The organism is Rhodococcus sp. KBW08 (genome assembly GCF_003852455.1).
Lineage (GTDB): Bacteria > Actinomycetota > Actinomycetes > Mycobacteriales > Mycobacteriaceae > Rhodococcus_F > Rhodococcus_F baikonurensis.
This window is the reverse complement of record NZ_QAJJ01000008.1, coordinates 1-23,064: the sequence shown is the minus strand read 5'-3', so window position 1 is coordinate 23,064 and position 23,064 is coordinate 1. Positions and strand designations below refer to the sequence as shown.

26 protein-coding genes are annotated in these 23,064 nt (G+C 63.2%); 17 read left to right on the top strand and 9 right to left on the bottom strand.

Features of this window, described 5'->3' with window-relative positions:
* Nucleotides 1-63: 63 nt before the first annotated feature.
* Nucleotides 64-744 (top strand): 1-acyl-sn-glycerol-3-phosphate acyltransferase, encoded by a 681-nt coding sequence (locus DBV08_RS09735; RefSeq protein ID WP_095972446.1) that lies wholly within the window; start codon nucleotides 64-66, stop codon nucleotides 742-744.
* Between the two features lie 49 nt (nucleotides 745-793).
* A complete protein-coding gene (locus DBV08_RS09730) occupies nucleotides 794-1,507 on the top strand; it encodes a lysoplasmalogenase (RefSeq protein ID WP_007726757.1) in 714 nt (237 codons plus the stop codon).
* A gap of 4 nt (nucleotides 1,508-1,511) precedes the next feature.
* On the opposite strand, the gene DBV08_RS09725 is transcribed toward DBV08_RS09730, so the two are convergent.
* Nucleotides 1,512-1,955, bottom strand: a complete 444-nt coding sequence (locus DBV08_RS09725) for a hypothetical protein (protein WP_050656270.1) — start codon at nucleotides 1,953-1,955, stop codon at nucleotides 1,512-1,514.
* Nucleotides 1,956-1,989: 34 nt separating this feature from the next.
* On the opposite strand from DBV08_RS09725, the gene DBV08_RS09720 reads away from it, so the two are divergent.
* The 5 genes from DBV08_RS09720 (at nucleotide 1,990) to DBV08_RS09700 (ending at nucleotide 6,029) form a co-directional block, all read left to right on the top strand.
* The gene (locus tag DBV08_RS09720) at nucleotides 1,990-2,772 is read left to right on the top strand and encodes an SDR family oxidoreductase (RefSeq protein WP_124567317.1); all 783 of its coding nucleotides are present in this window, start codon (nucleotides 1,990-1,992) and stop codon (nucleotides 2,770-2,772) included.
* A gap of 67 nt (nucleotides 2,773-2,839) precedes the next feature.
* Nucleotides 2,840-3,439 carry a DUF6636 domain-containing protein gene (locus tag DBV08_RS09715; protein WP_124567316.1) on the top strand — a complete coding sequence of 200 codons (600 nt, stop codon included), beginning with the start codon at nucleotides 2,840-2,842 and terminating at the stop codon, nucleotides 3,437-3,439.
* Nucleotides 3,439-4,131, top strand: a complete 693-nt coding sequence (locus DBV08_RS09710; RefSeq protein ID WP_007726764.1) for a TrmH family RNA methyltransferase — start codon at nucleotides 3,439-3,441, stop codon at nucleotides 4,129-4,131. Before DBV08_RS09715 ends, DBV08_RS09710 begins: the two co-directional genes overlap by 1 nt.
* A gap of 57 nt (nucleotides 4,132-4,188) precedes the next feature.
* Nucleotides 4,189-5,310, top strand: coding sequence for a glycoside hydrolase family 76 protein (locus DBV08_RS09705; protein WP_003944321.1), 1,122 nt, complete (start codon nucleotides 4,189-4,191; stop codon nucleotides 5,308-5,310).
* An 11-nt stretch (nucleotides 5,311-5,321) separates the two neighbouring features.
* The gene (locus tag DBV08_RS09700) at nucleotides 5,322-6,029 is read left to right on the top strand and encodes an alpha/beta fold hydrolase (RefSeq protein WP_124567315.1); all 708 of its coding nucleotides are present in this window, start codon (nucleotides 5,322-5,324) and stop codon (nucleotides 6,027-6,029) included.
* Here DBV08_RS09700 and DBV08_RS09695 read toward each other — a convergent pair.
* Nucleotides 5,992-6,987 carry a GNAT family N-acetyltransferase gene (locus DBV08_RS09695; protein WP_260395457.1) on the bottom strand — a complete coding sequence of 332 codons (996 nt, stop codon included), beginning with the start codon at nucleotides 6,985-6,987 and terminating at the stop codon, nucleotides 5,992-5,994. The genes DBV08_RS09700 and DBV08_RS09695 overlap by 38 nt on opposite strands.
* Nucleotides 6,988-7,078: 91 nt before the next feature.
* Between DBV08_RS09695 and DBV08_RS09690 the strand changes: the two genes are divergently transcribed.
* The gene (locus tag DBV08_RS09690) at nucleotides 7,079-8,431 is read left to right on the top strand and encodes an LLM class flavin-dependent oxidoreductase (protein ID WP_124567313.1); all 1,353 of its coding nucleotides are present in this window, start codon (nucleotides 7,079-7,081) and stop codon (nucleotides 8,429-8,431) included.
* A 44-nt stretch (nucleotides 8,432-8,475) separates the two neighbouring features.
* The gene (locus DBV08_RS09685) at nucleotides 8,476-9,603 is read left to right on the top strand and encodes a GTP-binding protein (protein ID WP_124567312.1); all 1,128 of its coding nucleotides are present in this window, start codon (nucleotides 8,476-8,478) and stop codon (nucleotides 9,601-9,603) included.
* 11 nt (nucleotides 9,604-9,614) lie between these two features.
* Here the strand turns inward: DBV08_RS09685 and DBV08_RS09680 are convergent, their stop codons facing one another.
* Together DBV08_RS09680 and DBV08_RS09675 are read right to left on the bottom strand one after the other, a co-directional pair.
* Nucleotides 9,615-10,277 carry a DedA family protein gene (locus DBV08_RS09680; RefSeq protein ID WP_003944306.1) on the bottom strand — a complete coding sequence of 221 codons (663 nt, stop codon included), beginning with the start codon at nucleotides 10,275-10,277 and terminating at the stop codon, nucleotides 9,615-9,617.
* A gap of 29 nt (nucleotides 10,278-10,306) precedes the next feature.
* A complete protein-coding gene (locus tag DBV08_RS09675) occupies nucleotides 10,307-11,044 on the bottom strand; it encodes a VTT domain-containing protein (RefSeq protein WP_003944390.1) in 738 nt (245 codons plus the stop codon).
* Between the two features lie 203 nt (nucleotides 11,045-11,247).
* Here DBV08_RS09675 and fbaA point away from each other — a divergent pair, with 203 nt between their 5' ends.
* Complete coding sequence (gene fbaA / locus DBV08_RS09670) at nucleotides 11,248-12,285, top strand: class II fructose-bisphosphate aldolase (protein WP_095972438.1); 1,038 nt, start codon at nucleotides 11,248-11,250, stop codon at nucleotides 12,283-12,285.
* Between the two features lie 117 nt (nucleotides 12,286-12,402).
* Here fbaA and DBV08_RS33135 read toward each other — a convergent pair whose 3' ends face one another.
* Entirely contained in the window at nucleotides 12,403-13,296 is an 894-nt protein-coding gene (locus DBV08_RS33135) for a nuclear transport factor 2 family protein (RefSeq protein ID WP_124567311.1), read from the bottom strand.
* A gap of 125 nt (nucleotides 13,297-13,421) precedes the next feature.
* Here DBV08_RS33135 and DBV08_RS09660 point away from each other — a divergent pair, with 125 nt between their 5' ends.
* The 3 genes from DBV08_RS09660 (at nucleotide 13,422) to DBV08_RS09650 (ending at nucleotide 15,991) form a co-directional block, all read left to right on the top strand.
* A complete protein-coding gene (locus DBV08_RS09660; RefSeq protein WP_003944361.1) occupies nucleotides 13,422-13,838 on the top strand; it encodes a DUF3151 domain-containing protein in 417 nt (138 codons plus the stop codon).
* A complete protein-coding gene (locus DBV08_RS09655; RefSeq protein ID WP_124567310.1) occupies nucleotides 13,825-14,970 on the top strand; it encodes an aromatic acid exporter family protein in 1,146 nt (381 codons plus the stop codon). Before DBV08_RS09660 ends, DBV08_RS09655 begins: the two co-directional genes overlap by 14 nt.
* A gap of 91 nt (nucleotides 14,971-15,061) precedes the next feature.
* Nucleotides 15,062-15,991 carry a cation diffusion facilitator family transporter gene (locus tag DBV08_RS09650; RefSeq protein WP_124567309.1) on the top strand — a complete coding sequence of 310 codons (930 nt, stop codon included), beginning with the start codon at nucleotides 15,062-15,064 and terminating at the stop codon, nucleotides 15,989-15,991.
* Here DBV08_RS09650 and DBV08_RS09645 read toward each other — a convergent pair.
* On the bottom strand, nucleotides 15,981-16,445 hold the full coding sequence (locus DBV08_RS09645; RefSeq protein ID WP_172436671.1) for a pyridoxamine 5'-phosphate oxidase family protein: 465 nt from the start codon (nucleotides 16,443-16,445) through the stop codon (nucleotides 15,981-15,983). The two genes, DBV08_RS09650 and DBV08_RS09645, sit on opposite strands and share 11 nt — an antisense overlap.
* A gap of 64 nt (nucleotides 16,446-16,509) precedes the next feature.
* Between DBV08_RS09645 and DBV08_RS09640 the strand changes: the two genes are divergently transcribed.
* Nucleotides 16,510-17,454 carry a YafY family protein gene (locus tag DBV08_RS09640; RefSeq protein WP_124567308.1) on the top strand — a complete coding sequence of 315 codons (945 nt, stop codon included), beginning with the start codon at nucleotides 16,510-16,512 and terminating at the stop codon, nucleotides 17,452-17,454.
* 4 nt (nucleotides 17,455-17,458) lie between these two features.
* Here the strand turns inward: DBV08_RS09640 and DBV08_RS09635 are convergent, their stop codons facing one another.
* On the bottom strand, nucleotides 17,459-18,400 hold the full coding sequence (locus tag DBV08_RS09635) for a DUF808 domain-containing protein (protein ID WP_124567307.1): 942 nt from the start codon (nucleotides 18,398-18,400) through the stop codon (nucleotides 17,459-17,461).
* 240 nt (nucleotides 18,401-18,640) lie between these two features.
* Between DBV08_RS09635 and DBV08_RS09630 the strand changes: the two genes are divergently transcribed.
* Complete coding sequence (locus DBV08_RS09630; RefSeq protein WP_124567306.1) at nucleotides 18,641-19,297, top strand: class I SAM-dependent methyltransferase; 657 nt, start codon at nucleotides 18,641-18,643, stop codon at nucleotides 19,295-19,297.
* 30 nt (nucleotides 19,298-19,327) lie between these two features.
* Here DBV08_RS09630 and DBV08_RS09625 read toward each other — a convergent pair whose 3' ends face one another.
* Together DBV08_RS09625 and DBV08_RS09620 are read right to left on the bottom strand one after the other, a co-directional pair.
* A complete protein-coding gene (locus tag DBV08_RS09625; RefSeq protein ID WP_124567305.1) occupies nucleotides 19,328-20,497 on the bottom strand; it encodes a thiolase family protein in 1,170 nt (389 codons plus the stop codon).
* Nucleotides 20,494-21,909, bottom strand: a complete 1,416-nt coding sequence (locus DBV08_RS09620; protein WP_124567304.1) for an MFS transporter — start codon at nucleotides 21,907-21,909, stop codon at nucleotides 20,494-20,496. Before DBV08_RS09620 ends, DBV08_RS09625 begins: the two co-directional genes overlap by 4 nt.
* 58 nt (nucleotides 21,910-21,967) lie before the next feature.
* Here DBV08_RS09620 and DBV08_RS09615 point away from each other — a divergent pair, with 58 nt between their 5' ends.
* Together DBV08_RS09615 and DBV08_RS09610 are read left to right on the top strand one after the other, a co-directional pair.
* Nucleotides 21,968-22,465: a helix-turn-helix domain-containing protein gene (locus DBV08_RS09615; protein ID WP_095972428.1), complete on the top strand. Its 498-nt coding sequence runs from the start codon at nucleotides 21,968-21,970 to the stop codon at nucleotides 22,463-22,465.
* 93 nt (nucleotides 22,466-22,558) lie between these two features.
* Nucleotides 22,559-23,064, top strand: a 506-nt coding sequence (locus DBV08_RS09610) for a DUF222 domain-containing protein (RefSeq protein ID WP_124567303.1), incomplete at its 3' end; no start/stop codon positions are given.

The following is a 23,064-nucleotide window of genomic DNA, read 5'->3' as shown; positions in this document are numbered from 1 at the left end:
GGAAGACAGTGTCTACTATCTTGAACGTAGACACTGTCTACTAGACGGAAAAGGTGATGCCCTGTGCTCTACTGGCTGTTCAAATACGTCCTGATCGGCCCGGTCCTCTGGCTGTTCGGGCGGCCGACGATCGAGGGCCAGCACCACATCCCCAAGAAGGGGCCGGTGATTCTCGCCGGCAACCATCGGGCAGTCGTCGACTCGTTCTTCCTGGTTCTCATGGTGCGCCGACGCATCACCTTTGTCGCGAAGAGTGAATATTTCACCGGGACCGGTGTGAAGGGCGCGATGCAGCGCTGGTTCTTCGGTGGGGCGGGTCAGGTGCCGATCGATCGTAGCGGCGCCGACGCCTCCCGTGCGGCGTTGGACACGGCCATCGGAATTCTCGACAAGGGCGGGGTCTGGGGGATCTATCCCGAGGGAACGCGATCACCCGACGGGTGCCTGTACAAGGGAAAGACCGGAGCGATTCGCGTTGCCCTGGAAACCGGGGCACCGGTCATTCCCGTCGTCGTGCACGGCGGCGACGCCGTCAACCCGCCGGGGACGCGGATGTGGCGCTTCAGCAAGGTCCGGATCACGGTAGGGGAGCCGATCGACTTCTCGCGGTACCGCGAACTTCGGGGCTACCAGGCCGTCGTGCGCGCGGCGACGGACGAATTGATGACGGTTCTCTGTGAGCAATCGGGGCAGGAATACGTCGATGTCTACGGCGCGGACGTCAAATCCGGCGATGCCGCCTGAGTGACCCAGTACGGTCGCTGTTGGACGTGTAACCAACAGGAGGATTGTGATGGCGGGCAAGTGGGGCATCGAGCACGCAGTTTTTGCGGCGGCGACGGCAGCGACCGTGGTCGGGGCAGTAGTCGGTAACGAGCGGGTTCAGCAGATCGCGAAGCCCCTGATTGCACCCGCCCTCGCTGCCCGAGTGCTGCGCAAGCGTTCGGAGACGGAAACTGCCGATACCGCACTGCTTCTGGCCGGCCTCGCCGCTGCAACTGTCGGCGACGTGTTCATGATCGACCCGGACAACGATGCTCGTCTGATCAAGGGCGCGTCCTCGTTTGCGGTGATGCAGGCCAGTTACTCGGCGCTGCTGCTGCGCCGTGGCGCTCGCCCGACCCGCGCTGCCCTGAGGCCCCGCATCAGCGGTTGGTCGACGGCGTCCGGTCTGTTGCGTGCCAAGGCGCCGAGCGTGTCGACGCCGCTCACCGGATACGGATTGATGTTGGGAACCACCTCGACGTTGTCGGCGGACCCCGCTCTGGCACCGCAATCGAAGGCCGTGCTCGACGTGGTCGTCCCGAACAAGGATCGACGCTCGTGGCTCGGATTGGGCGGAGTGCTCTTCACCGCGTCCGACGGGCTGATCGTGGTGCGTCGACTGTTCATCCGCGGCACCGCCGGCCGCGCTGCTGCCGAGGGTGTGATCCTGGCGTCGTACGCGGGAGCGCAACTGATGCTGGTGGAGGGCATGTTGGCGCTGGGACGCAAGAAGAGCGTCTAGTTTTTCACGGGCACAGCATGATTCGGTCCCGGTTCTTCGGGTCCACCATGACGGTGACCGTGGATCCCGGAGTGATCTTGTCTTTGAACTCGGGCCGGATCTCGTACTCGATCCGGCCCGAGTACGAATCGGAACCTGGAACCGTGAGGTGGAGTGCGAGCTTGGCCAACTCGCCGTCGACGGTTCGGCGCAGGGGTGTGACCTTGTCGATTCGTGCCCATCCTTCGAGGCCGTGCTTCTCGAGTTTGCGCTCGGCACGGGTCGGGCGGTTGGCCCAGGCCATTCCGAATCCGAGAACCGAGCCGAAAGCGGCGAGCAGCCCGCCGATCTGATAGGGCAGCGTGCCGGGTGGGGTGTGCTCGACCAGCCATCCGAGCCACACCGCGAGCACGATCAGATACCCCACCGCGATGAAACACACGGTGTGTACGACGCGACGGTGATTCATCAGATTTCCTCCACATCCAGGATAGCCTGACCGGATGAGCGAACCGAACGTCTTCATCACCGGTGCTGCGGCTGGAATCGGGCGGGAGACGTCGCTGTTGTTCGCGCGCAACGGATACCGCGTCGGCGCATTCGACATCGACGACGTCGGCCTTGCCTCTGTGAAGGCCGAGATCGACGGCTTCGGCGGCAGCGTCTTGACGGGTGTCCTGGACGTCACCGATCCGGCCGGATGGGCGCGGTGTCTGGCCGATTTTGCCGGGGAGTCAGGGCGTCTGGACATCCTGATCAACAACGCGGGCGTGCTCTCCTCGGGACGGTTCGAGGATATTTCTCTTGCGGCGCATCGCCGAATGGTCGACATCAACGTCACCGGCACGCTCAACGGCACGCACACGGCTTTCCCGTACCTCCGTGATACCGCCGGGGCGCAGGTAGTCAATCTGTGCTCCGCGTCGGCGATCTACGGCCAACCCGAACTCGCGACGTACGGCGCAACCAAGTTCGCGATTCGCGGCCTGACCGAGGCGCTCGATTTGGAATGGGCACAGCACGACATCCGCGTACTAGCGCTCTGGCCGTTGTTCGTCCAGACCGCGATGGTCACCGGAATGGACACCGGTGCCACCAGATCTCTGGGTATCAAGCTGACTGCCACCGACGTCGCGCAGGAGCTGTGGACGGCCACACGCGGCGCCGGTCGCGTACACAAGGTTCACTACCCGGTCGGAACTCAGGCGAAGCTCTTCCTCAGTGCGTCGCGGTTCTCGCCCGCGTGGCTCTCACGGCTGATGAACAAGCGCGTCACCAGCACTTAGTCGGCCGCACGATAGAGTGCACTGTCGGCTGTTGCTGGGCCAAGATGACGTGTGTGGAGGTAGTCGGGTGGTTCGTGTTCGGGTGGGGTTCGTGTTGTTGGGCGTCGGATCGGTGCTCGTGCTCGCAGGGTGCGGCGGGGAGGCGGATTCGGCACCGACCGTAGCGGCGCAGCCCAGTTCGACCACCACGACCGCGACACCGACGACAACAACCACCGTCGCGCCCGTCGTCACCACGACCACCGAACCACCGACCACGACGCTGCCGCCGACGACGACGCTCACGGACGTGCAGTTCGAGCGCAACGAGTCGTACTACTTCACCACTCCCGACGGTAACTTCCAGTGCGGCATCATCAAGTTGCCCACCAGAATCGAAGCCGGGTGCGAGGGAACGACCACCCCGGTCCCGCCGCGGCCGGAAAGCTGCATGGTCAACTGGGGCAACGGCATTCGCGTCACCGACGAGGGTGAGGGTGCTTTCATGTGTTCGGGCGGTGAGGTGTACACCTCCGGCGGCCCCGACGCCGATCCGGTGTTGGCCGCCGGTCAACCGCTGAGCAAACTGGGTTTCACCTGCACGACCACCGCGACAGACGTCTCGTGTGTCAACGATCAGACCACGCACGGCTTCGCCGTGGCTGCAGATTCCAACGAGGTGTTCTGATGACCGAAGTCGCAGCCGACGACGTCTCCGGCGGGGCCGGTGAACCGGGACCCACCGAGTGGGGCGAGAATCCCAACGGTGTCGGACCGTGGGCCGAGGAACACGACACGGAACCGCCGACCGACGAGCGCTACGACCCGGTACTGCTGGCCGAGGGTGATCGTCGAAACGTCTTGGACGAGTACCGGTACTGGACGCGGGAAGCGATAGTCGAGGACATCGACTCGCGCCGTCACACGATGCATGTCGCCATCGAGAACTTCGCGCACGACGCCAACATCGGCACGGTAGTCCGCACGGCCAACGCGTTTGCCGCAGCCGCCGTCCACATCGTGGGGCGTCGGCGCTGGAATCGGCGGGGCGCCATGGTGACCGATCGATACCAGCACATCGTTCACCACGCCGACATCGGCGAACTCGTCGAGTACGCCCGTGAGAATTCACTCACGATCGTGGCCGTCGACAACACTCCGGGGTCGGTGCCGCTGGAAACGGCAAGCCTGCCGCGAGAGTGCATCCTGCTGTTCGGCCAAGAAGGCCCCGGAGTGACCGATCATGCGAAAGAGGTTGCGTCCATGACGGTCTCGATCGCGCAATTCGGGTCGACCCGCAGCATCAACGCCGGAGTCGCGGCCGGTATCGCGATGCACGCGTGGGTCCGTGAGCATGCCGATCTCGCCGATTCCCGCTGATCTCGCTCTCGTATTCCGGCTAGCGCGTAGCGGCTCGACCAGACAGGATAGGTAGTTATGCAGGAAGTGTGGGCAGAGCGGGCCGATGCGGCTGAGGGCGCGATAGTCAGTCGTCACCTTCGGCGCCTGTGGGGGATGCCCCGGACAGCACTCGGCGTGGTTGCCTGGCCTGCAGTTCGGCGCGAGCGGATGTTCAAGCCCTGGCACTACTGGTGGCAGGCGCACCTGCTCGATACTGCAATCGACGCACTCGAACGTGACCCGACGCCCAAGCGTCGTCGCCGGGTGGCCAAGGTTGCCCGCAGTGTGCGGGTCCGCAACGTCTCGGCGTGGACCAACAACTACTACGACGACATGGCGTGGCTGGGCCTCTCGCTCGAACGTGCTCAACGCATGTTCTCGGTCGATCACCGGACCGCGGTCCAGGCGCTCGAATCGCAACTTTTCGATTCGTGGTCCCCGGCCGACGGCGGCGGCATTCCGTGGTGCAAAGGTTCCGACTTCTACAACACCCCGGCAAACGGACCCGCCGGAATCATGCTGGCGCGCACCGGAAAACTCTGGCGTGCGCAAGCAACGGCCGACTGGATCGACGAGACGCTGCGGGATCCGGACTCCGGACTGATCTTCGACGGTATCCGCCGCGACGGCACCCTCGAGCGCGCGATCTACTCGTACTGTCAAGGCGTCACGCTGGGGTTGGAAACCGAGTTGTCGACGCGATTGGGCGAGCCGCGTCACCGCGAGCGAGTCCACAAACTCGTCGACGCCGTGTACGACGGCATGACCGAGTACGGAGTCATCACGGGCGGCGGCGGAGGCGACGGCGGATTGTTCAACGCAATCCTGGCCCGCTACCTCGCGTTCGTGGTGGTGAACCTGTCCTGGGAGACGCACGAGGACCTGCGAGCGCGCGAACTCGCAGCGCAGATCGTTCTGTCCTCCGCCGAAGCCGCCTGGAACAACAGGCTGCAGATCGAAGGTCTGCCGCTGTTCGGGCACGACTGGACCAAGGATGCTCAGTTGCCGAGTCTGTCCGGCGACATCGCCACCTTCGCAGCTGGAACGGTGCGCTCGTCGAGCGTCCCCGAGCGAGACCTCTCGGTGCAGGTGGGTGGGTGGATGCTCATGGAAGCGGCATTTGTCGTCTCGGCGGCTGGATACCCGCGTAAGCGCTAGGCTTTTCCGTCATGGAATCCCGGCACGTGATCGACACCGACGGCGTTCGTCTTCACATCGACGTCGGTGGGTCGGGGTCGGACGTTCTGGTTCTCTCCGGCGGCCCGGGATGCGTTCACTATCTTGCTCACGACGAGCTGTTCCCTGAAGGAATGCGCGCGTGGTGCCCTGAGCCGCGCGGAGTCGGCCGGTCCGGTGGCGGCGCTCATTCGATGACGCAGGCGGTTACGGACCTCGAACTGGTCCGGCGCACCTTCGAGATCGACAGCTGGGTCGTGCTGGGGCACTCGTGGGGATCCGACTTGGCAGTGCGGTACGCACTCGACTGTCCGGAATCGGTGTCCGGGGTCGTCGGAATCGCGGGGCACGGCCTCCACAAGGACCGGACCTGGTCGAAGCAGTACGAAGCGGGGATCGAGCCGGACCCGCAGATACCTTGGGAACCTGTTGTCTGGCAATCGCTTCAAGAATCGTTCGTCGAATGGATTCATGAACCACAGCTGTTTCGGCAGTTGGCCGACTCACCCGTGCCCATGACATTTCTCGCGGCAGCCGACGACATTCGCCCGTCGTGGCCGTTGCAGCAACTGGCCGCGCTGGTGCCGAACGGTAGTTTCGAGGTCGTCGACGGTGTCGCGCACAACTTCTGGCAGTCTCACCCGGGCCTGTGGAGGACGATCGTCACCGAGGCTTGTGCGACGCACTCTCGACTCTCCTGATCTCCACCAGGATCCGCTCCGCAACGGTCTGATATCCCAGGCTCCGATTGACGGTCAGCATCGGGTGATTTTCCGTGTTCACCGTCGTGTAAATCTTTTGCAGCAAAGGAAATTCAGCTGCCAACACAGCCGCTTGTTGCTCCTTGACCCACTGAGCGAGGCCATGCCCGCGATGTTGGGGAAGTACCACGGTGTCGTGCTGCGAAGCGTGGGTGCAGTCGTGCTCGTCCACTGTCACTACTGTCGCTGCGGCCACCTCGCCGACGCCGTCGACCGCGCAGCACACCAGGAGTACCTGAGAGCCACCCGTCATCTTCTGTTCCCAGGATCTGACCTCGTCGGCTCCCCAATTACGTTCGGGCATCTGCAGTTCGGCTCCCGGTGCGTCGAGAAGTCGATTCAATGCCTCCGCGAAGGAGTGGACAAGCTCGTCGGGGGTTCGGTTGCGCCAACTGACGATTCGATAGCCGGGGCGATCGCTTTCTGCGGTGGGAGGGCTGAGGTGCTGCACCTGGTTGGCCAGTCGAAGCAGCACACGATGGCCGTCGAACTTGTGCAGGAAGTGTTCGGCCGCACTTCCCACGAGCGCGGTGACCCTGATTCTCCGCACGCCGAACCTGGTGATGTCGACCTCGACGAGTTCGGAAAGCGCTCGTCCTACTCCTCGTCGCTGCGCATGGGGCGTCACGTACATCCGAAACTCTGCGAGGTCGGCTTCGGCTGAATTTCGTCGTGCCTGGGCGATACCGAGAACCTCGTCGGTGTCGTCGTCGCGTGCGATCCAACGCCACACATCGATCGAATCGCCTTCGGCCTCGATCATGTCCGCCAGGACCGCCGCTGTCGGCGCAGTTCCGGAGAGCCGGCGTTGACCTTCGGAGAACACCTCACACCATTGCCGAAGAACAGGTGCCGAGTCCTCGGACGGTACGAACTCGGCTACGACTACGCGGCTCACCCTTGTGACGATACCGAGCTGCCCACCCTGAGTTGGAATCACGCGAACCCTAACCCTGTCGGACGGCGGCGGCAGTTGCCAGCATTCAGGCATGTCTGATTCTCCGCGCCAACTGAGCCTCAACGCGTTCATCCACCCCGCCGGCCATCACGAAGCGGCGTGGCGTCATCCGTGGACAACCCCGGAACGACTGTTCGACGTCACCTATTTCCAGGAGATCGCGCGCACCGCTGAGGCAGCGAAGTTCGACGGAATCTTCTTCGCCGACGGTCCCGCGTTGCGCAGCGACGTCGAGCACGGTCCAGCGGGGACGTTGGAGCCGATCACCTTGTTGACAGCCATCGCAGTGGCGACCGAGCGGATCGGTTTGATCGCGACGGCGTCGACGACGTACTACGAGCCGTACAACCTGGCTCGGCTGTTCGCCTCGCTCGACCACATCTCCAACGGACGCGCGGGGTGGAACATCGTCACCACCGGCACCGACCTGGCAGCAGCCAACTTCGGACTGGCCAAGCATCCGGACCACGGTGACCGGTACTCGCGTGCACGGGAATTCGTCGACGCGGTGGTGCGCTTGTGGGACAGCTGGGAGGACGACGCGATCAGGCTGGACCGGGAGAACGGAATTTACGCGGACAGAAGCAAGATTCACGAGATCAATTACGTCGGCCGGCATCTTCGGGTGCGGGGACCGTTCAACGCACCGCGAACGCCGCAGGGATACCCGGTGCTGGTGCAGGCCGGTGCCTCCAACGACGGTCGCGCGTTTGCCGGTCAGTACGCGGAGGCGATTTTCACAGCGCACCAGAGACTTTCCGATGCTCAGGCGTTCTACACCGACATCAAGTCGAGGGCCGCTCAGTTCGGGCGCAACCCCGATCACGTCAAGATCCTGCCCGGAATCAGCCCGTTCATCGGTGACACCGAAGAGCAGGCCAAGGCACTCGAGCGCGAGTTCAACGAGTTGACTTCGCCGGAGTACGGGCTCGCGCAGCTCGGTGCACTCACCGGAACCGATGTTCGGAATCTGGAACTGGATGCTCCGGTTCCTGTCGAATTGTTCGCGGCGGCAGGTGATGTCACCGACAACAAGCAAAGCAGATTGCAGGTGATTGCCGGCATTGTCGAGCGTGAGCGTCCGACGGTTCGGGGTCTGCTTCATCGTTTGGCGGGTGCGCGCGGACATCGGGTATTTGCCGGAACCGCCGAGCAGGTGGCCGACACGATCGAGGAGTGGTTCACCAGCGGTGCTGCTGACGGATTCAACGTCATGCCGCCGTACTACCCGGGTGGGCTCGAGATCTTCACCGAGCGTGTGGTTCCGATCCTGCAGGATCGCGGTTTGTTCCGGACTGAATACTCGGGTACGACGCTTCGCGATCATTTCGGTTTGCCGAGGCCCGAGAGCCAGTTCTCCGGGAGTGCGTCCGCAGTGCAGTAGGCCCGCTTCCCGTTGTCGATAATGACAATGGTTATCATTAAGGAATGAAGCAGCTACCGGTAACCGTGCTGTCCGGATTTCTGGGCGCAGGCAAGACCACACTCCTCAACCACATCCTCGCCAATCGCGACGGTCGGCGGGTCGCCGTCATCGTCAACGACATGAGCGAGATCAACATCGACGCGGCACTGGTCGCAGGCCAGGGCCACCTCGATCGCACCGAGGAGAAGTTGGTCGAGCTGACCAACGGATGCATCTGCTGCACGCTGCGTGAGGATCTGATCGACGCCGTCGGCGCTCTGGCCCGAGAGGGGCGATTCGATCAGTTGGTGATCGAATCCACCGGCATCTCCGAACCGATGCCGGTGGCAGCCACCTTCGACTGGGAATTCGAGGACGGCTTCAGCCTCGGCTCGCTCGCGAAGCTCGACACGATGGTGACCGTGGTGGACGCGTCGACCTTCCTCGGCGAGCTGGCAAAAGGCGAGCGACTGGACGAGCGCAACCTCGAAGCCGGGGAGGGGGACGGACGCAGCATCTCCGATCTCCTGGTCGATCAGGTGGAGTTCGCCGACGTCATCTTGCTGAACAAGACCGACCTGGTGAGCCAGCGGGCGGCGGGAACCGTCGAGGCAACGCTTCGCAGGCTCAACCCCACCGCGCAACTGATCCGCACCGACCACGGCAAAGTCACCCTCGATCGCGTCCTCGAAACCGGCCTCTACAACCCGGAACTCGCTGCGCAAGTACCCGGTTGGGACGAGGAACTGGCCGGTGGGCACACTCCGGAAACCGAGGAATACGGAATACGCAGCGTCACGTATCGCGCCTCGCGCCCCTTTCATCCTGCGCGACTCGAGGCTGCGCTCGGTCAGTTCGCGGGCCTCTTGCGAAGCAAAGGCTTCTGCTGGATCGCGAGTCGGCCCGAGTTCGCCGCGATCTGGTCGCAGGCAGGCCCCAACCTCGTCATCGAACCGGCTCAACTGTGGGCGTCGGCAGCGGAGGTACCGGGGCAGGAGATCGTGTTCATCGGAGTGAAACTCGACCCGGCAGCGCCGTCACGAATCCTCGATCCAGCCCTGCTGACCGATGACGAACTACGCGAAGGGCCGCGGGCCTGGACGCGCTACGAGGACCCGCTGCCGGCGTGGGACCAGAGCCACGGGCACTGAGCCGTGCGCTTCTAGTCGAGGACTTCTTCGACCTCGACGTCTTCGGCGGGGCGGGCCATCTCCTTGCGGTACTGCCAGATACCCAACGCGGTACCGATGACCAAGCTGACCATCATCACGATCAGCACGGCGGGTAGCAACCACGGTACGCGATCGAGGAACGAGCCACCGTAGAAACCGAGCAGCAAGAGCACCGGCGCCCAGATGATCGCGCCGATGGTGCTCGCGATGGTGTAGCGCGTGTGGTTCATTTTGGCTGCGCCGGCGACCATCGGGCACAGGGTGCGCACCCACGGAACCCAGCGGGCGATCAGGACCGCCCAGAACCCGTGTTTTTCCAACAAGATGTTGACGCGGTGCAAATTCTTCTCGGTGAAGTACTTGCCGCCCTTGCGGGCTTTGATGTGATTGCCGGTTCGGTGGCCGATGACGTACCCGACTTGGTTACCCGCAATGGCGGCAATCATCGCGCCCACCGACAGTGCCCACACGTGGCCTGCACCGGATTCGTGACCGGCAAGCACGATTCCGGCTGTGATCAGTAGCGAATCACCGGGCAGAAACAATCCGAGGATGATCGCGCACTCGATGAAGACGAACGTGACGACGATGATCCAGACCAACAGAGGCCCGGCAGTCTCGAGTGGGGAGAAACTGCCGGATGCGAGCGTCATCGTGGTCAGTTCTTCGCCTCGTTCTGCAATCAGGGGGTGGGGTCTTCGGGGACTGTCACCGTCGAATTGTCCGTAGTGGAAGTATTCGCCGTTTCACCACGTCTCGACGCCAGAATTCGCTTTCCGATTTCGAAGACGATCGGCAGAACCGACACCAGGACGATCAAGATGAAGATGTAGTCGACATTGTCGCGGATGAATTCGATCTGCCCCAGGAGGTAGCCGAGCAAAGTCACGCCGGCACCCCACAGGATGCCGCCGACGATGTTGTAGGTCAGGAACAGTGAGTACTTCATCTTCGAAGCACCGGCGACCACCGGTGCAAAAGTACGCACGATCGGCACGAACCGAGCCAGGATAATGGTGATCGGGCCGTGCTTTTCGAAGAAGGCGTGCGACTCGTCGATGTACTTCTTCTTGAAGAACCGCGCGTCGTCCGTCTTGAACAGGGCAGTTCCGCCCTTGGCGCCTATGTAGAACCCGACTTGGTCGCCCAGAATCGCGGCGATCGGAATGGTCACCAAGAGCACCCACAGAGGTGCGAACGGTTCGATCTCGGTGGACTTGGAAGCCGCGATCAGCCCCGCGGTGAAGAGGAGCGAATCGCCGGGCAAGAGCGGAAACAGCAGGCCGGATTCGATGAAGACCACCAGAAGCAATCCCACCAGAACCCACGTTCCGAAGGAATTCAAGAGGTTCACGGGATCGAGGAAGCCGGGCAGCAAGGCCAGGTTCGTCACGGATTCAGTTGCTGCCTGCACATTCACGGGGGCCAGAGTACCGGCCGAATCTGAGTGTTTCCCACCACCGCAGGTCATCGCGTCGGCGGCGGTGACTGATACCGGGCTTGTGTGGTGGCCGAGACCGCAAAGAGACGTGACGAGTCGGACTTGCCATACTGCTAGGACCACACGAAGCGCTTTCACATCGCCGAGCGCTCCGAACGACACGTATATGGAGGACTCCCGCCGTGCCTATCGCAACTCCCGAGGTCTATGCCGAGATGCTTGGTCGGGCCAAGGAGCATTCCTTTGCCTTCCCCGCCATCAACTGTGTCGGCTCCGAATCCATCAACGCAGCCATCAAGGGCTTCGCGGACGCCGGCAGTGACGGCATCATCCAGTTCTCGACGGGCGGCGCCGAGTTCGGTTCCGGTTTGGGCGTCAAGGACATGGTCACCGGCGCTGTTGCGCTCGCCGAGTTCGCACACGTGATCGCCGCAAAGTACGACGTCACCATCGCGCTGCACACCGACCACTGCCCGAAGGACAAGCTGGACACCTACGTGCGTCCGCTGCTCGCGATCTCGCAGGAGCGCGTCGACGCCGGTCGTAACCCGCTGTTCCAGTCGCACATGTGGGACGGCTCGGCTATCCCGATCGACGAGAACCTGGCCATCGCCAAGGAACTGCTCGCCCTCTCGAAGGCTGCACGCATCATCCTCGAGGTCGAGATCGGCGTCGTCGGCGGCGAAGAAGACGGCGTCGAGGCCGAGATCAACGACAAGCTCTACACCTCGAGCGAGGACTTCGAGAAGACGGTCGACGCTCTGGGCATCGGTGACCAGGGCAAGTACCTGCTCGCTGCCACCTTCGGCAACGTCCACGGCGTCTACAAGCCGGGCAACGTCAAGCTCAAGCCCGAGGTTCTCGAAGAGGGCCAGAAGGTCGCCGCTGCCAAGCTCGGCCTGGCTTCCGGTTCGCAGCCCTTCGACTTCGTCTTCCACGGTGGATCGGGATCGCTGAAGTCGGAGATCGAGGACTCGCTGAACTTCGGCGTCGTCAAGATGAACGTCGACACCGACACCCAGTACGCGTTCTCCCGTCCGATCGCAGGACACTTCTTCACCAACTACGACGGCGTCCTCAAGGTCGACGGCGAGGTCGGAAACAAGAAGGCATACGACCCGCGCAGCTACCTCAAGAAGGCCGAAGCAGGCATGACGGCTCGCGTCGTCGAGGCGTGCAACGACCTGAAGTCGGCCGGACGCTCGGTCTCGGCAGGCTGATCGGCTTCACAACTGAGCTACACAGAACAAAATGCGCGCCGGCGAAATTCTCGCCGGCGCGCATTGTCTGTTCAGGTACTTATTGTCTGTTCAGGTACTTATTGTCTGTTCAGGTACTTACTTGCTGGGATCGCAGACCTTCCACGTGCCGTCCTGGCGCTCGAGGTCGAACGTGCGCCACGACTGTTCGCCGGTGCTTGGCAAACTTGCCTGGACCTGAGCGATCGCGGTGTCGTCGGTGATGCGCACCGCATCGACGGCTCCGACCTGCGGGATCGTCTTCTGAGCGACGGCATTGTCGTGGACCTGAGCGAACGCCGCGTCCGGAATAGTGCGGTAGTACTCGCCCAGCGCGCCACACGTCGACGTCCGCAGCGTTGCCAGATCGCCGGTCTGAAGAGCGTCGACGTACGTCGAGATGGCGGTCTGAACCTGGGCTTCAGGTGAGCTTTCGCCGCTACCGCTGTTGGACGAGACGAAGACTGCGATGCCGATTGCCGCGAGGACGGCGACGCCGGCCGCTGCTGCCGCGATGTACCAGCCCTTGCCGCTGCGCTTGGTTTTTTCCGGCGCGGCAGGCTCGATACGGGTCGGCATCGGCTGGGCCGGAGGTGGGGTCGCTGCGACACCAACACGTTGAGGCGCGGCGCGCTGCGGCGGTTGAGGCGCGGCGCGCTGCGGCGCCGGTGGTGGGGTCGGAGCTTGCCGGGGCGGTGGTGTCGGCTGCGAGGCTTTCGGAATCGCGACGGTGGCGGGCTCCGGTTTCGGCTGGGGTGTCGGGGCTGCTGTGGGTGCCGGAGTTGCCGTGGGAGCCTGAGTTGCCTTGGGGATCGCGACCGTTGGCGCACTAGCGGCCTTGGCGTCGCCGTCTGCCTTCGAATCCTTGCCGGCCTTCGAGTTCTTGTCTGCCTTCTGGATCGCCACAGTCGCAGGTTCGGTCGGGGCCGACTTCTCGGGCGCACCCTTCGGGGCTGCGCTCTTTGTCGAGTTGTCGTCTTTCGAGTCCGGCACGGGTAACCCTTCGGTCTTATGCAGCAATGACCATGTCAGGGTAACGACCGGTATGTAGCCTGCATAACTCCGACCGTCGGCGAGGCGGTCCTGTGGCAGAAAGGCGTAGCGGGCACAATGAGCGCATGACCCAATTCGGTGACCTGCTCGGACCCAAGCCCACCCTGCTTCCCGGCGACGACGAAGCGGAATCGGCACTGCTCAACCACGCTGACCCGGCCCAGGTCGCGGCCGACCATCCCACTGCCTCCATCGCGTGGGCCTACCTCGCCGAGGCTGCCCTGGACAAGGGCGAAACCATCACGGCCTACGCCTACGCGCGTACCGGTTACCACCGCGGACTCGACCAACTGCGTCGAAACGGTTGGAAGGGTTTCGGTCCCGTGCCGTACAGCCATGAACCGAACCGTGGCTTCCTGCGTTGCGTCGCCGTCCTGGCCAAGGCCGCGAAGACGATCGGTGAAGCCGACGAGTACGCGCGTTGCCTCGATCTGCTCGAAGACTGCGATCCCAACGCCGCCGAAGCGCTTGGCCTCGGTTAGCAGTTTCCGTCCGAGCCGGGCCGGTATCAAGGACCGGGCTCGCAAATCGGTGCGTCGGCTTCAGACGTCGGCGCTACCGATCATTCAATGTGCCTTGGCGGCCGGATTGGCGTGGTGGGTTGCCACCACGGTGATCGGGCACCATGCGCCGTTCTTCGCGCCGATTGCCGCCGTGGTTTCGCTCGGTCTGTCGTTGGGCGCCCGACTCCGACGCTCGTTCGAGTTGGTTGCGGGAGTCACGGTCGGAATCGGAATCGGTGACCTGATCATCTCCGGCATCGGGAGCGGGCCCTGGCAGATCAGTTTGGTCGTCGTGCTGGCGATGTCCGTCGCGGTGCTTCTGAACAGCGGACCGATTTTCTCCATGCAGGCGGGAAACTCGGCGGTGCTGGTGGCGACGCTGATCCCGCCGGGCGGCAGTGGCGGACCCGATCGCATGATCGATGCCCTGGTCGGTGGCCTGGTGGGCATCGCTGTGGTCGCGATCATCCCCACCCACCCGGTACGACGCGCACGCAAGGATGCTGCATCGATTCTCGGAACCGCTTCCGAGGTACTGCAATTGGTGGCAGACGGGCTTGTTGCGAACGACCCTGACCCGATCGTGAAGGCGCTGCAGAAGGCGCGCGCAACTCAAGGTGCCATCGACGGATTGCGCAGCAACCTTCTCGGCGGGCGCGAGATCAGCCGAATCTCCCCGCTGTACTGGAACAGTCGACCGCGCCTCGAAAGGCTCATGGCGACAGCCGATCCCATCGACAACGCGATGCGCAACATTCGAGTGCTCGCGCGTCGTTCGTTGACGTTGGTCAGGGACGACGAGATCCTCGATCCGCGTCTGGTGGCGCAGGTCGAGCGCTTGTCGAAAGCCGTCGAAGTTCTGAAGGAGATGATCCTGGCGGAGCCGGGGGAGCAGCCTGATCAGGCCGAAGCAGCGCGCGTCCTGCGCTCGGTCGCAAAGGAGCTGAAACCGGCGATAGTCGAGAACGCAGGACTGTCCTCGACCGTGGTGTTCGCCCAGATCCGTTCGCTGGTCGTCGACCTCTTGCAGGTAGCAGGCATGAAGCGCATCTCGTCGATCGCCACTCTGCCGCCCACTGTGCCTCATCCCGCGTACGAGCCGGATCACTGACCTCTGCCGGTTCCCGCTCACTGAGCAACTCATTGTATGTATGCGAATGTATGCATATGCTCTGAGAAGGACTTGGGAGGGAACAGGACAAATGGGAGCAGGGCACGGTCATTCACATGGCCACTCGGCAGCAGATTCGGTCGGCGTAGGACCGTCACCGCAACGCATCAGGAAAATGGCGATCGCGCTTGCGATTCTCGTTGCATTCCTCGTGCTCGAAGCCACGGTCGGCATCCTGATCAACTCGTTGGCTCTGCTCGCCGACGCCGGTCACATGCTCACCGACGTGGTGGGTATGGCCATGGGACTGACAGCGTTGTTGCTCGCGAAGAAGGGCAGCACCACCGCGGCCAGGACTTTCGGTTGGCACCGCGCCGAGGTGTTGACCGCCATGGCCAACGCGGTGATGCTGCTGGCCGTTGCGGCCTGGGTCTTCTACGAGGCAATCGGCCGGATCGGAAACGAACCCGAGATTCCCGGCGGCGCCCTGATCATCACTGCTGCCGCCGGTCTGGCCGCGAACATCGTCGTGATGCTGATGCTGCGCGGCGATTCCAAGGACAGTCTCGCGGTGCGTGGCGCGTACCTCGAAGTGCTTGCCGACGCGGTCGGTAGCGTCGGCGTTCTGATCGCCGGCGGCCTTGTCCTGGTGTTCAACTGGACGTGGGCGGACGTCGTCGTCGGTGTTCTCATCTCGCTGTGGGTGGTGCCGCGTGCGATCAAACTGGCTGCAGCATCGCTTCGCATTCTGACGCAGGCGTCGCCCGCCGACGTCGACGTCGAAGCTGTCGAGGCCGACCTGGCCGCACTGCCGAGCGTGATGGGTGTCCACGACCTGCACGTCTGGACGCTCACCACCGGGATGGATGTCGCGACGGTCCACCTGACCAGTGACGCGAATTCGTCGAATGTTCTGGAATCCGCGCGCACCGTCCTCGAAAGTCACGGTCTTTCCCACGCCACTGTCCAGGTGGAATCGTGTGCCAACGGCGAGCATTGCGAGAAGAACGTCACTTGGTGAAGCGGGTGATCTCCTTGCCCGGCTTCCAGAGGTCGACGTACATGTGTTCCCCGTCGACGGTCGTGTGCACCACCTCGTCGATATCGAGGACAAAGAGGTGCAGGGGTTTCGGAACCTCGTAGGTGTAGCTTTCCAGAACGGCTTCGAACTCGTCGCCGGTCACCTCGCGTGCAATTCCGGCGATCTTCGCATCGCCGCCTTCCATCGTGTGCTCGCCGGGATTGCTGTGGAGGGCGTAGCGCCCGTCACGGACGAGGTCCTTCGCCTTGAGAGCGCCGAACATCGAACCGAGCACCAACCGTCCGTCGAGGATTTCGACTTCGGTGCCGCTGACCCGCGGTGAACCGTCCTTGCGCAGCGTTGCGAGGACGTGATGCTTGTGGGCTGTGAACCGCGCTTGAACCGCGTCGGCAAGGGTGGGAACTTCTTCGGAGAATTGCTTCCAGGTGACCATGACGGTCATTGTGCACCCCTATTCCTGACAACTTCTGTCAGTGATTCTCGGTAATGTTCGCACCATGAGATCTGCGCGACTGCTCCAACTCATGTTGCGTTTGCAGGGCAGCCCTGGCGTCGTCGCAGTTCAATTGGCCGACGAGTTCGGTGTATCGGTGCGGACGATCTACCGCGACGTGGCCTCGTTGTCGGCTGCCGGTGTGCCGATCTGGACCGAGAGCGGTCCCGGCGGCGGCATCCATCTGCTCGACGGTTGGCAGTCCAAGCTGTCCGGCATGACGGACGACGAGACATCGGCACTCATGCTGTTGGGCGTACCGTCCATCGCTGCGGACCTCGGGCGATCCGACGCCGTCGGTTCGGCAGGGGCCAAACTACTCCGCACCCTGCCCGGTCCGCTGCGCGAGAGTGCGCGCTTGTGGCAGGACCGAATCCTGGTGGACGTCCCGGGCTGGTTCGGCGGCGTCGACGACATCTCTGCGCTTCCGCTCATAACATCCGCTGTGCTGGTCTCGCGTCGACTGCGCTTCGTCTACCGCGATCGGGAGCGGACGGTCGAACCGCTGGGGCTGGTCATCAAAGCCGGCGTTTGGTACCTGGTGGCGGGGATGAACGGTCGAACGCTGTCGTTTCGAGTCGGCCGCATCAAAAATACGGTGGTAGAAGATGATTCGTTCACCCGGCCGGTGGATTTCGATCTGCCGTCGTGGTGGGCTGCGTCGATGGCCGAGTTCGACCGGTCGCTGCTTCGTTTCGACTGCCAGGTGCGGTTGTCGCCAGAGGGCAGGCGCCGGCTCCCCGATGTGGTGGGCGAGCTTGCGGCTGCTGTCGAAGTGGGACCCGAGGACGACGACGGATGGGTGGGCGCCGGGCTGAAACTCGAGAGCGAAGCCGTCGCGCTCTCACAGTTGATCGGGCTGGGAGCCGACGTCGAGGTGCTCGAACCCTCGTCGTTGCGTGAAGGGATGCGAACTGTGGCGGAGCAGATGGTGCTCCGCCACAGGTAGGCGATCAGGCCGTCGCAGAACGCTTTGCGAACAGGCGGGTGATACCCAGTTGAGCTGCGACGATGATGGCGCCAACCACCAGACCCAGCGCTGCCGAGGCAAGGGTGTTGACGATCCACGCCAGTACGCCACCGACTCCGGCGATGTCACTGACTGCTTCTTCCCCGTGATGAACGGCGTCGTACAGCGGGTGGAAGCCCAGTTCGTCGATGCCGACCAACAGGATGTGGCCACCGACCCACAGCATCGCGGCAGTACCCACCACCGAGAGCACCGACATCACGTGAGGCATACCGCGAACCAGTCCACGGCCGACCTTGTGGGTGAAGCCCGACGACGTCTCGGCGATTCTCAAGCCGATGTCGTCCATCTTCACGATCAGTCCGACGACGCCGTAGACGACCACGGTGATGACAACCGCCACGACGGCAAGGATCACCAACCGGCTCCAGAAGCCTTCGCCTGCGATGGTGTTGAGTGCGATCACCATGATCTCGGCGGACAGGATCAGGTCGGTGCGGACGGCACCCGAAACCACGGCCTCTTCGTCGCGAGGGTGCTCGTCGGCCGTTTCGTGGTGATCACCGTGGCCGAATATCGCACCCCAGATCTTGTGCACTGCTTCATAGCTGAGGTAGCAGCCACCGACCATCAACAGTGGCGTCAGGAGCCAGGGAAGGAACTGACTGAGCAGCAGAGCGATCGGGAGGATGATCAGCAGCTTGTTGCGCAGCGATCCGATGGCGATGCGCTTGATGATCGGTAGTTCGCGCTCGGCCGCGAGTCCACGGACGTACTGCGGTGTGACGGCTGCGTCGTCGATCACGACACCTGCAGCTTTGGCCGTCGCCTTACCGGTTGCGGCAGCAACGTCGTCGATCGAGGCCGCGGCCATGCGAGCCAGGGCCGCGACGTCGTCGAGCAGAGCGAACAGTCCGCCGGCCATCACAGACCTCCCGTGGAATCAGTGAGAAAAGGTGGCCGGACCGAACCGGTGACGCAGTTACTTGATCGCACGAGGTCTCTATCCATGATCGTCGTAGGTGAGGTCAGGTCACCTGGAACGATACCGGGGGCATCCGTCACGGACGACCTCGCTCGGCCGGTTGCCCTTCGTCACGAAAGGTCTTCCCGACCCGGTGCTCGCGTGTAAGACTGCACAGAAGATCGATCGAAACGGGGCACTATGCGTGAACCAGACACTGCACAGGTCGCCAAGACTTTCGACGCAATGGCGGCGCACTACGACCGACAGATCGGGCGCTTCGAACGCTTTGTGCTCGGTGACGCCCGGAAATGGGCTGTGGACCAGGCGCATGGCCGCGTGGTCGAGATCGCCGTGGGAACCGGACTGAACCTGCCGCTCTACGGGGACGACGTCGATTACGTCATCGGCGTGGACATCTCGACTGCGATGCTCGATCAGGCCAGGCTCAAGGTCTCCGAGGGAGTGAAGACCGAAGTCGACCTACGACTCGGAGACGTGCAAGCACTCGATGTTCCCGACGAGTGCGTGGACACATTGGTCTCCACCTACGCCTTTTGTACGATCCCCGATCCGGACCGAGTTGCGAGCGAAGCGTTTCGAGTCCTGGTGCCTGGCGGTCGATTCGTTCTCGCCGAGCACGGACCGAGCAAGAACATTGTGGCTCGTACATTGATGAAGGTTGTCGAACCGCTTTTTGTTCGGTTCGGTGCCGATCATCTCACCCGTGAACCGATTGGATACCTCGAAAACGCCGGTTTCCTGATCGACGAGGTGCAGCGCACCGGACGGGGTGGAATCGTGTTCCGGGTCGTTGCGCGCAAGCCGGACCCCGAATGGACGGCACTCGGTCACTGATGTCGGAATGCCGTCCATCGGGGAGAGTGCTCAGCCCAAGCGTTCCAGGATGGTCGCGTTGGCCAACCCACCTGCCTCACACATGGTCTGGAGTCCGTAGCGCGCGCCGCGCTGTTCCATGGCGTTGACCAGGGTGGTCATGATCCGCGTTCCACTGCCGCCTAGTGGGTGGCCGAGCGCGATGGCACCGCCGTGGACGTTCACCTTGGACAGGTCGACGCCGGTGTCTGCTGCCCACGAGAGGACCACTGGGGCAAAGGCTTCGTTGACCTCGAACAGATCGATGTCCGAGATCGTCAAACCCGCACGGGCCAGGACCTTCTGCGTAGCGGGGATGACCGCGGTGAGCATGTACAGCGGATCGTCGCCCGCGACCGCGAAACTGTGCAACCGTGCCTTCGGGGTGAGTCCGAGTTTCGCGGCGATCTCACTGGTCGTGATCATCACCGCCGAACTGCCGTCCGAAAGGGGGCTGCTGTTGCCTGCGGTGATGGACCAGTCGATCTGTGGGAATCGCTTTGCGTAATAGTCGGATTCGAAGGCGGTCCGTAGGCCGGCAAGGGTCTCGACGGTGGTGCCGGGGCGGATGGCCTCGTCGACCGACAGCTGCGGGAGAGTTGCGAGTTCCTTGGTGAAGTACCCACTTTCGGTTGCCAGCGCGGCTTTCCGATGACTCGACGCCGAGAACTCGTCGAGTTGGGTGCGGCTCAGTCTCCACTTGGCGGCGATCAATTCGGCGCTGATGCCCTGCGGTACCAGACCGTGCGGATAGCGCTCTTCGAAACCCACGCCGAGCGATTCGCGCCCGATGCTGCTCGAGCCCATCGGCACTCGGCTCATGGACTCGACTCCGGCCGCGACAACGATGTCGTATGCACCGGCAATAACGCCCTGAGCGGCAAAATGAACTGCTTGTTGGCTACTTCCACACTGGCGGTCGACGGTGGTGCCCGGCACCGACTCGGGGTAGCCGGCGGCGAGAAGGGCAGTGCGAGTGACATTCTGGCTCTGTTCACCGACTTGGCTCACCGCACCACCGATGACGTCGTCGATCAGTGCTGCATCGATTCCAGTGCGTTCGACTACCGCTGCGAGGCTGTGGGCGAGGAGGTCGACGGCGTTGATGCCGTGCAGGGCGCCGTTCGCCTTTCCCTTGCCGATCGGAGTGCGAACGGCTTCGACGATAACTGCGTCTCTCATGACAAATTCCTTTCAGGGACGGCGGATTCAGCAGGGACAACTGGGGTGGGTGTGGTCACAGGTGTCATTCCCAGCGATGCCAGAGCAGACGCGAGCGCGACGGCGAAGATCACCCACCAGGCCTGGCGGAAGGTGTCGTAGTCGACAGCAGAACCGAGAACCGCGATCAGAACGCTCACGCCGAGAACGGTTCCGATCTGTCGGCTCATGCTGACGATTGCACTACCGGTGGCCGATCGAGCCGGTGCCAGATCCGCCGTGGCCTGCGACAGAATGGTCGGCAGGGCAAGACCGACACCGATCCCGGCGATGATCCAGCCTGGTAGAAGTCCGGTCGCGTAGTTGGGCGTCGTATCGACCGAGACGAGGACCAATACCGTTCCGACGGCCCACAGAAGGCTGCCGAGTGCGGCGACGCGGCCGGCCGAGTACTTGCGCGAAAGCGATCCACCGGCGATGGCGAACAGCGGAACCAGAAGCGGACCCGGTGAGACGGCGAAGCCGGTACGCAATGCCGAGTATCCCCAAACTTCTTGCAGCCAGAGGATGTTCGAGAGCAGGCCGGCGGCGAACGCTGCGCTGAACAGAATGGCGGTGACGTTGGACCAGGCAAATGAGCGGATCTTCAGAAGATCCGGAGCAATCAACGGAGTTCGGTGACGAGAGTTGCTCCACCAGAACGAGAGTAGTGTCACGGCGGCCACCGCGAAGGCGATCAGAACGCGACTGTCGGTCCACCCCCAGTCAGGTCCTTGCACGAGTGCCAGTGCAAGGGAGCCGACTCCGACTGTGAGCAGGGCAGCGCCGACGACGTCGATCCCGGCATCTGGGTCCTTGTGGGTCGTGTCCGGTACGAGTCGGACTGCCAAGTAGAGCAACACGATCCCCACCGGAACGTTGATCAGGAAGACCCAGCGCCACGACGCCTCGACGAGAATGCCGCCCACGACGGGGCCGAATGCCGCGGCAGCCGCACCGGCCGCCGCCCAGATGCGCACGCCGGATTGACGTTTCGCAGCCGGGAGGGCACTGATCAGGAGGCCGAGGCTGGCCGGGGTGAGCGCCGCGGCGCCGACCGCCTGGACGATGCGGAAAGCCACCAGCGCCCACAGTGACGGACTGAAGGCGCAGGCGGCGCTGGCGAGGGTGAACAGTGCGAGACCGGCGATGAAGGCGCGTTTGTGTCCGATCCTGTCCGCCCAGCGTCCGAGGGGGATCAACAGCGCGGCGTAGACGATCGCGTAGCTGTTGAGGATCCAACTGAACTCACCCAGCGAGTGACCCGGGTAGCTCTTGGCGATGTCGCCGAAGGCCACGTTGACCACAAAGAGGTCGAGGCTGGCGACGAACGGCGCCCCCGACAGTATCGCGAGAAGGGGTCCGGTCCGCACCGGCTGGCTATGAAGTTCCATAGTCAGCAATCTAGACTCTGGCTATGGTTATGGCAAGCCAGGGGGTATTGTGAAACTCATGGACGCTGTACGACTGACCGGGGTACTCGAAGATCGCGACGCCTGGCGGGCCACGCACTGTTCGATCGGGCGGGCCATGGAAGTGGTCGGCACTCGCTCCGCCATGCTGATTTTGCGAGAGGCCTACTACGGCACAACTCGTTTCGACGACTTCGCGTCGCGGGTCGGCATTACCGAGGCGGTGGCGTCGGCGAGGCTGAAGGAGCTCACGGAGGCGGGCCTCTTCGAGCGTGTGCCGTACAAGGAGCCTGGAAAGCGGACGCGGCACGAGTACGTGCTCACCGAGAAGGGTCGTGACTTGCTGCCGGCGGTTCTTGCGCTGATGCAGTGGGGTGACAAGTACCTGCACGGCGGAAAGGGTGGACCGCTGGCGGTGGCGGACGACGCTACCGGTGAGCCCGTTCGCGTCGAGGTCCGCAGTGAATCGGGGCGTGAAGTGCCGCTCGGCGAGTTGCGAGTCTCTGTCAACGAATCGCGTGGCCGGCAGCGCGAATAGCGATGCATTTCAACAGCTCTCGAGCTGTGGGCCTTCTTGAAGTTGTCCGTTATGTCTCTGGTTATCGAAAGTATGTTCGATTAAGATTTCGGCATGGACAGTCGGGATGCGTGGCAGCTGGATGGTGAGGACCTCAAGGGTGAGGTTCTGGATCTGGTGCGTGTCCGGCACGAGTTGCAGTCGCGGATGGTGCTGTTGATCGTGGAGATGTTTTCCCGGGAGGTTCTCGGCGGGAAGGGTTTTCGGGCGATCGCGCAGTGGTTGCACGGGTCGACGAATCTGGAGATCGGTGAGTGCAGTCTGTTGGTGGGGTTGGCGCGGTTGTTGATGCTCGAACCCGTGGTGGGCGATGCGTTTCACCGGGGTGATGTTGATGCGTTGAAGGCACGTCAGGTGGCGTCGTTTTGTCAGCATCCGCCGAAGAACATGACCCTGGCGGACGTGGACAAGGCCCGCGGGATTTTGCTTGATCTGGCGTCAAAGAATATTGCCGATCGTGATGCGGTGCGGGCGGCGATTCGGCGGATCGAGAAGCAGTACGGAAACCGTGAGGACGGTGTTCCGGTCGGGGAAGACTCTGAGCGCAATGAGTTCTACGC

Excerpts from the sequence above, each read along its gene's own strand:
- DBV08_RS09730 (WP_007726757.1), top strand. The coding sequence starts at position 794 with ATGGCGGGCAAGTGGGGCATCGAGCACGCAGTTTTTGCGGCGGCGACG.
- DBV08_RS09725 (WP_050656270.1), bottom strand. The coding sequence starts at position 1,955 with ATGAATCACCGTCGCGTCGTACACACCGTGTGTTTCATCGCGGTGGGG.
- DBV08_RS09720 (WP_124567317.1), top strand. The coding sequence starts at position 1,990 with ATGAGCGAACCGAACGTCTTCATCACCGGTGCTGCGGCTGGAATCGGG.
- DBV08_RS09710 (WP_007726764.1), top strand. The coding sequence starts at position 3,439 with ATGACCGAAGTCGCAGCCGACGACGTCTCCGGCGGGGCCGGTGAACCG.
- DBV08_RS09705 (WP_003944321.1), top strand. The coding sequence starts at position 4,189 with ATGCAGGAAGTGTGGGCAGAGCGGGCCGATGCGGCTGAGGGCGCGATA.
- DBV08_RS09700 (WP_124567315.1), top strand. The coding sequence starts at position 5,322 with ATGGAATCCCGGCACGTGATCGACACCGACGGCGTTCGTCTTCACATC.
- DBV08_RS09690 (WP_124567313.1), top strand. The coding sequence starts at position 7,079 with ATGTCTGATTCTCCGCGCCAACTGAGCCTCAACGCGTTCATCCACCCC.
- DBV08_RS09685 (WP_124567312.1), top strand. The coding sequence starts at position 8,476 with ATGAAGCAGCTACCGGTAACCGTGCTGTCCGGATTTCTGGGCGCAGGC.
- DBV08_RS09680 (WP_003944306.1), bottom strand. The coding sequence starts at position 10,277 with ATGACGCTCGCATCCGGCAGTTTCTCCCCACTCGAGACTGCCGGGCCT.
- DBV08_RS09660 (WP_003944361.1), top strand. The coding sequence starts at position 13,422 with ATGACCCAATTCGGTGACCTGCTCGGACCCAAGCCCACCCTGCTTCCC.
- DBV08_RS09650 (WP_124567309.1), top strand. The coding sequence starts at position 15,062 with ATGGGAGCAGGGCACGGTCATTCACATGGCCACTCGGCAGCAGATTCG.
- DBV08_RS09645 (WP_172436671.1), bottom strand. The coding sequence starts at position 16,445 with ATGGTCACCTGGAAGCAATTCTCCGAAGAAGTTCCCACCCTTGCCGAC.
- DBV08_RS09640 (WP_124567308.1), top strand. The coding sequence starts at position 16,510 with ATGAGATCTGCGCGACTGCTCCAACTCATGTTGCGTTTGCAGGGCAGC.
- DBV08_RS09635 (WP_124567307.1), bottom strand. The coding sequence starts at position 18,400 with ATGGCCGGCGGACTGTTCGCTCTGCTCGACGACGTCGCGGCCCTGGCT.
- DBV08_RS09630 (WP_124567306.1), top strand. The coding sequence starts at position 18,641 with ATGCGTGAACCAGACACTGCACAGGTCGCCAAGACTTTCGACGCAATG.
- DBV08_RS09625 (WP_124567305.1), bottom strand. The coding sequence starts at position 20,497 with ATGAGAGACGCAGTTATCGTCGAAGCCGTTCGCACTCCGATCGGCAAG.
- DBV08_RS09620 (WP_124567304.1), bottom strand. The coding sequence starts at position 21,909 with ATGGAACTTCATAGCCAGCCGGTGCGGACCGGACCCCTTCTCGCGATA.
- DBV08_RS09615 (WP_095972428.1), top strand. The coding sequence starts at position 21,968 with ATGGACGCTGTACGACTGACCGGGGTACTCGAAGATCGCGACGCCTGG.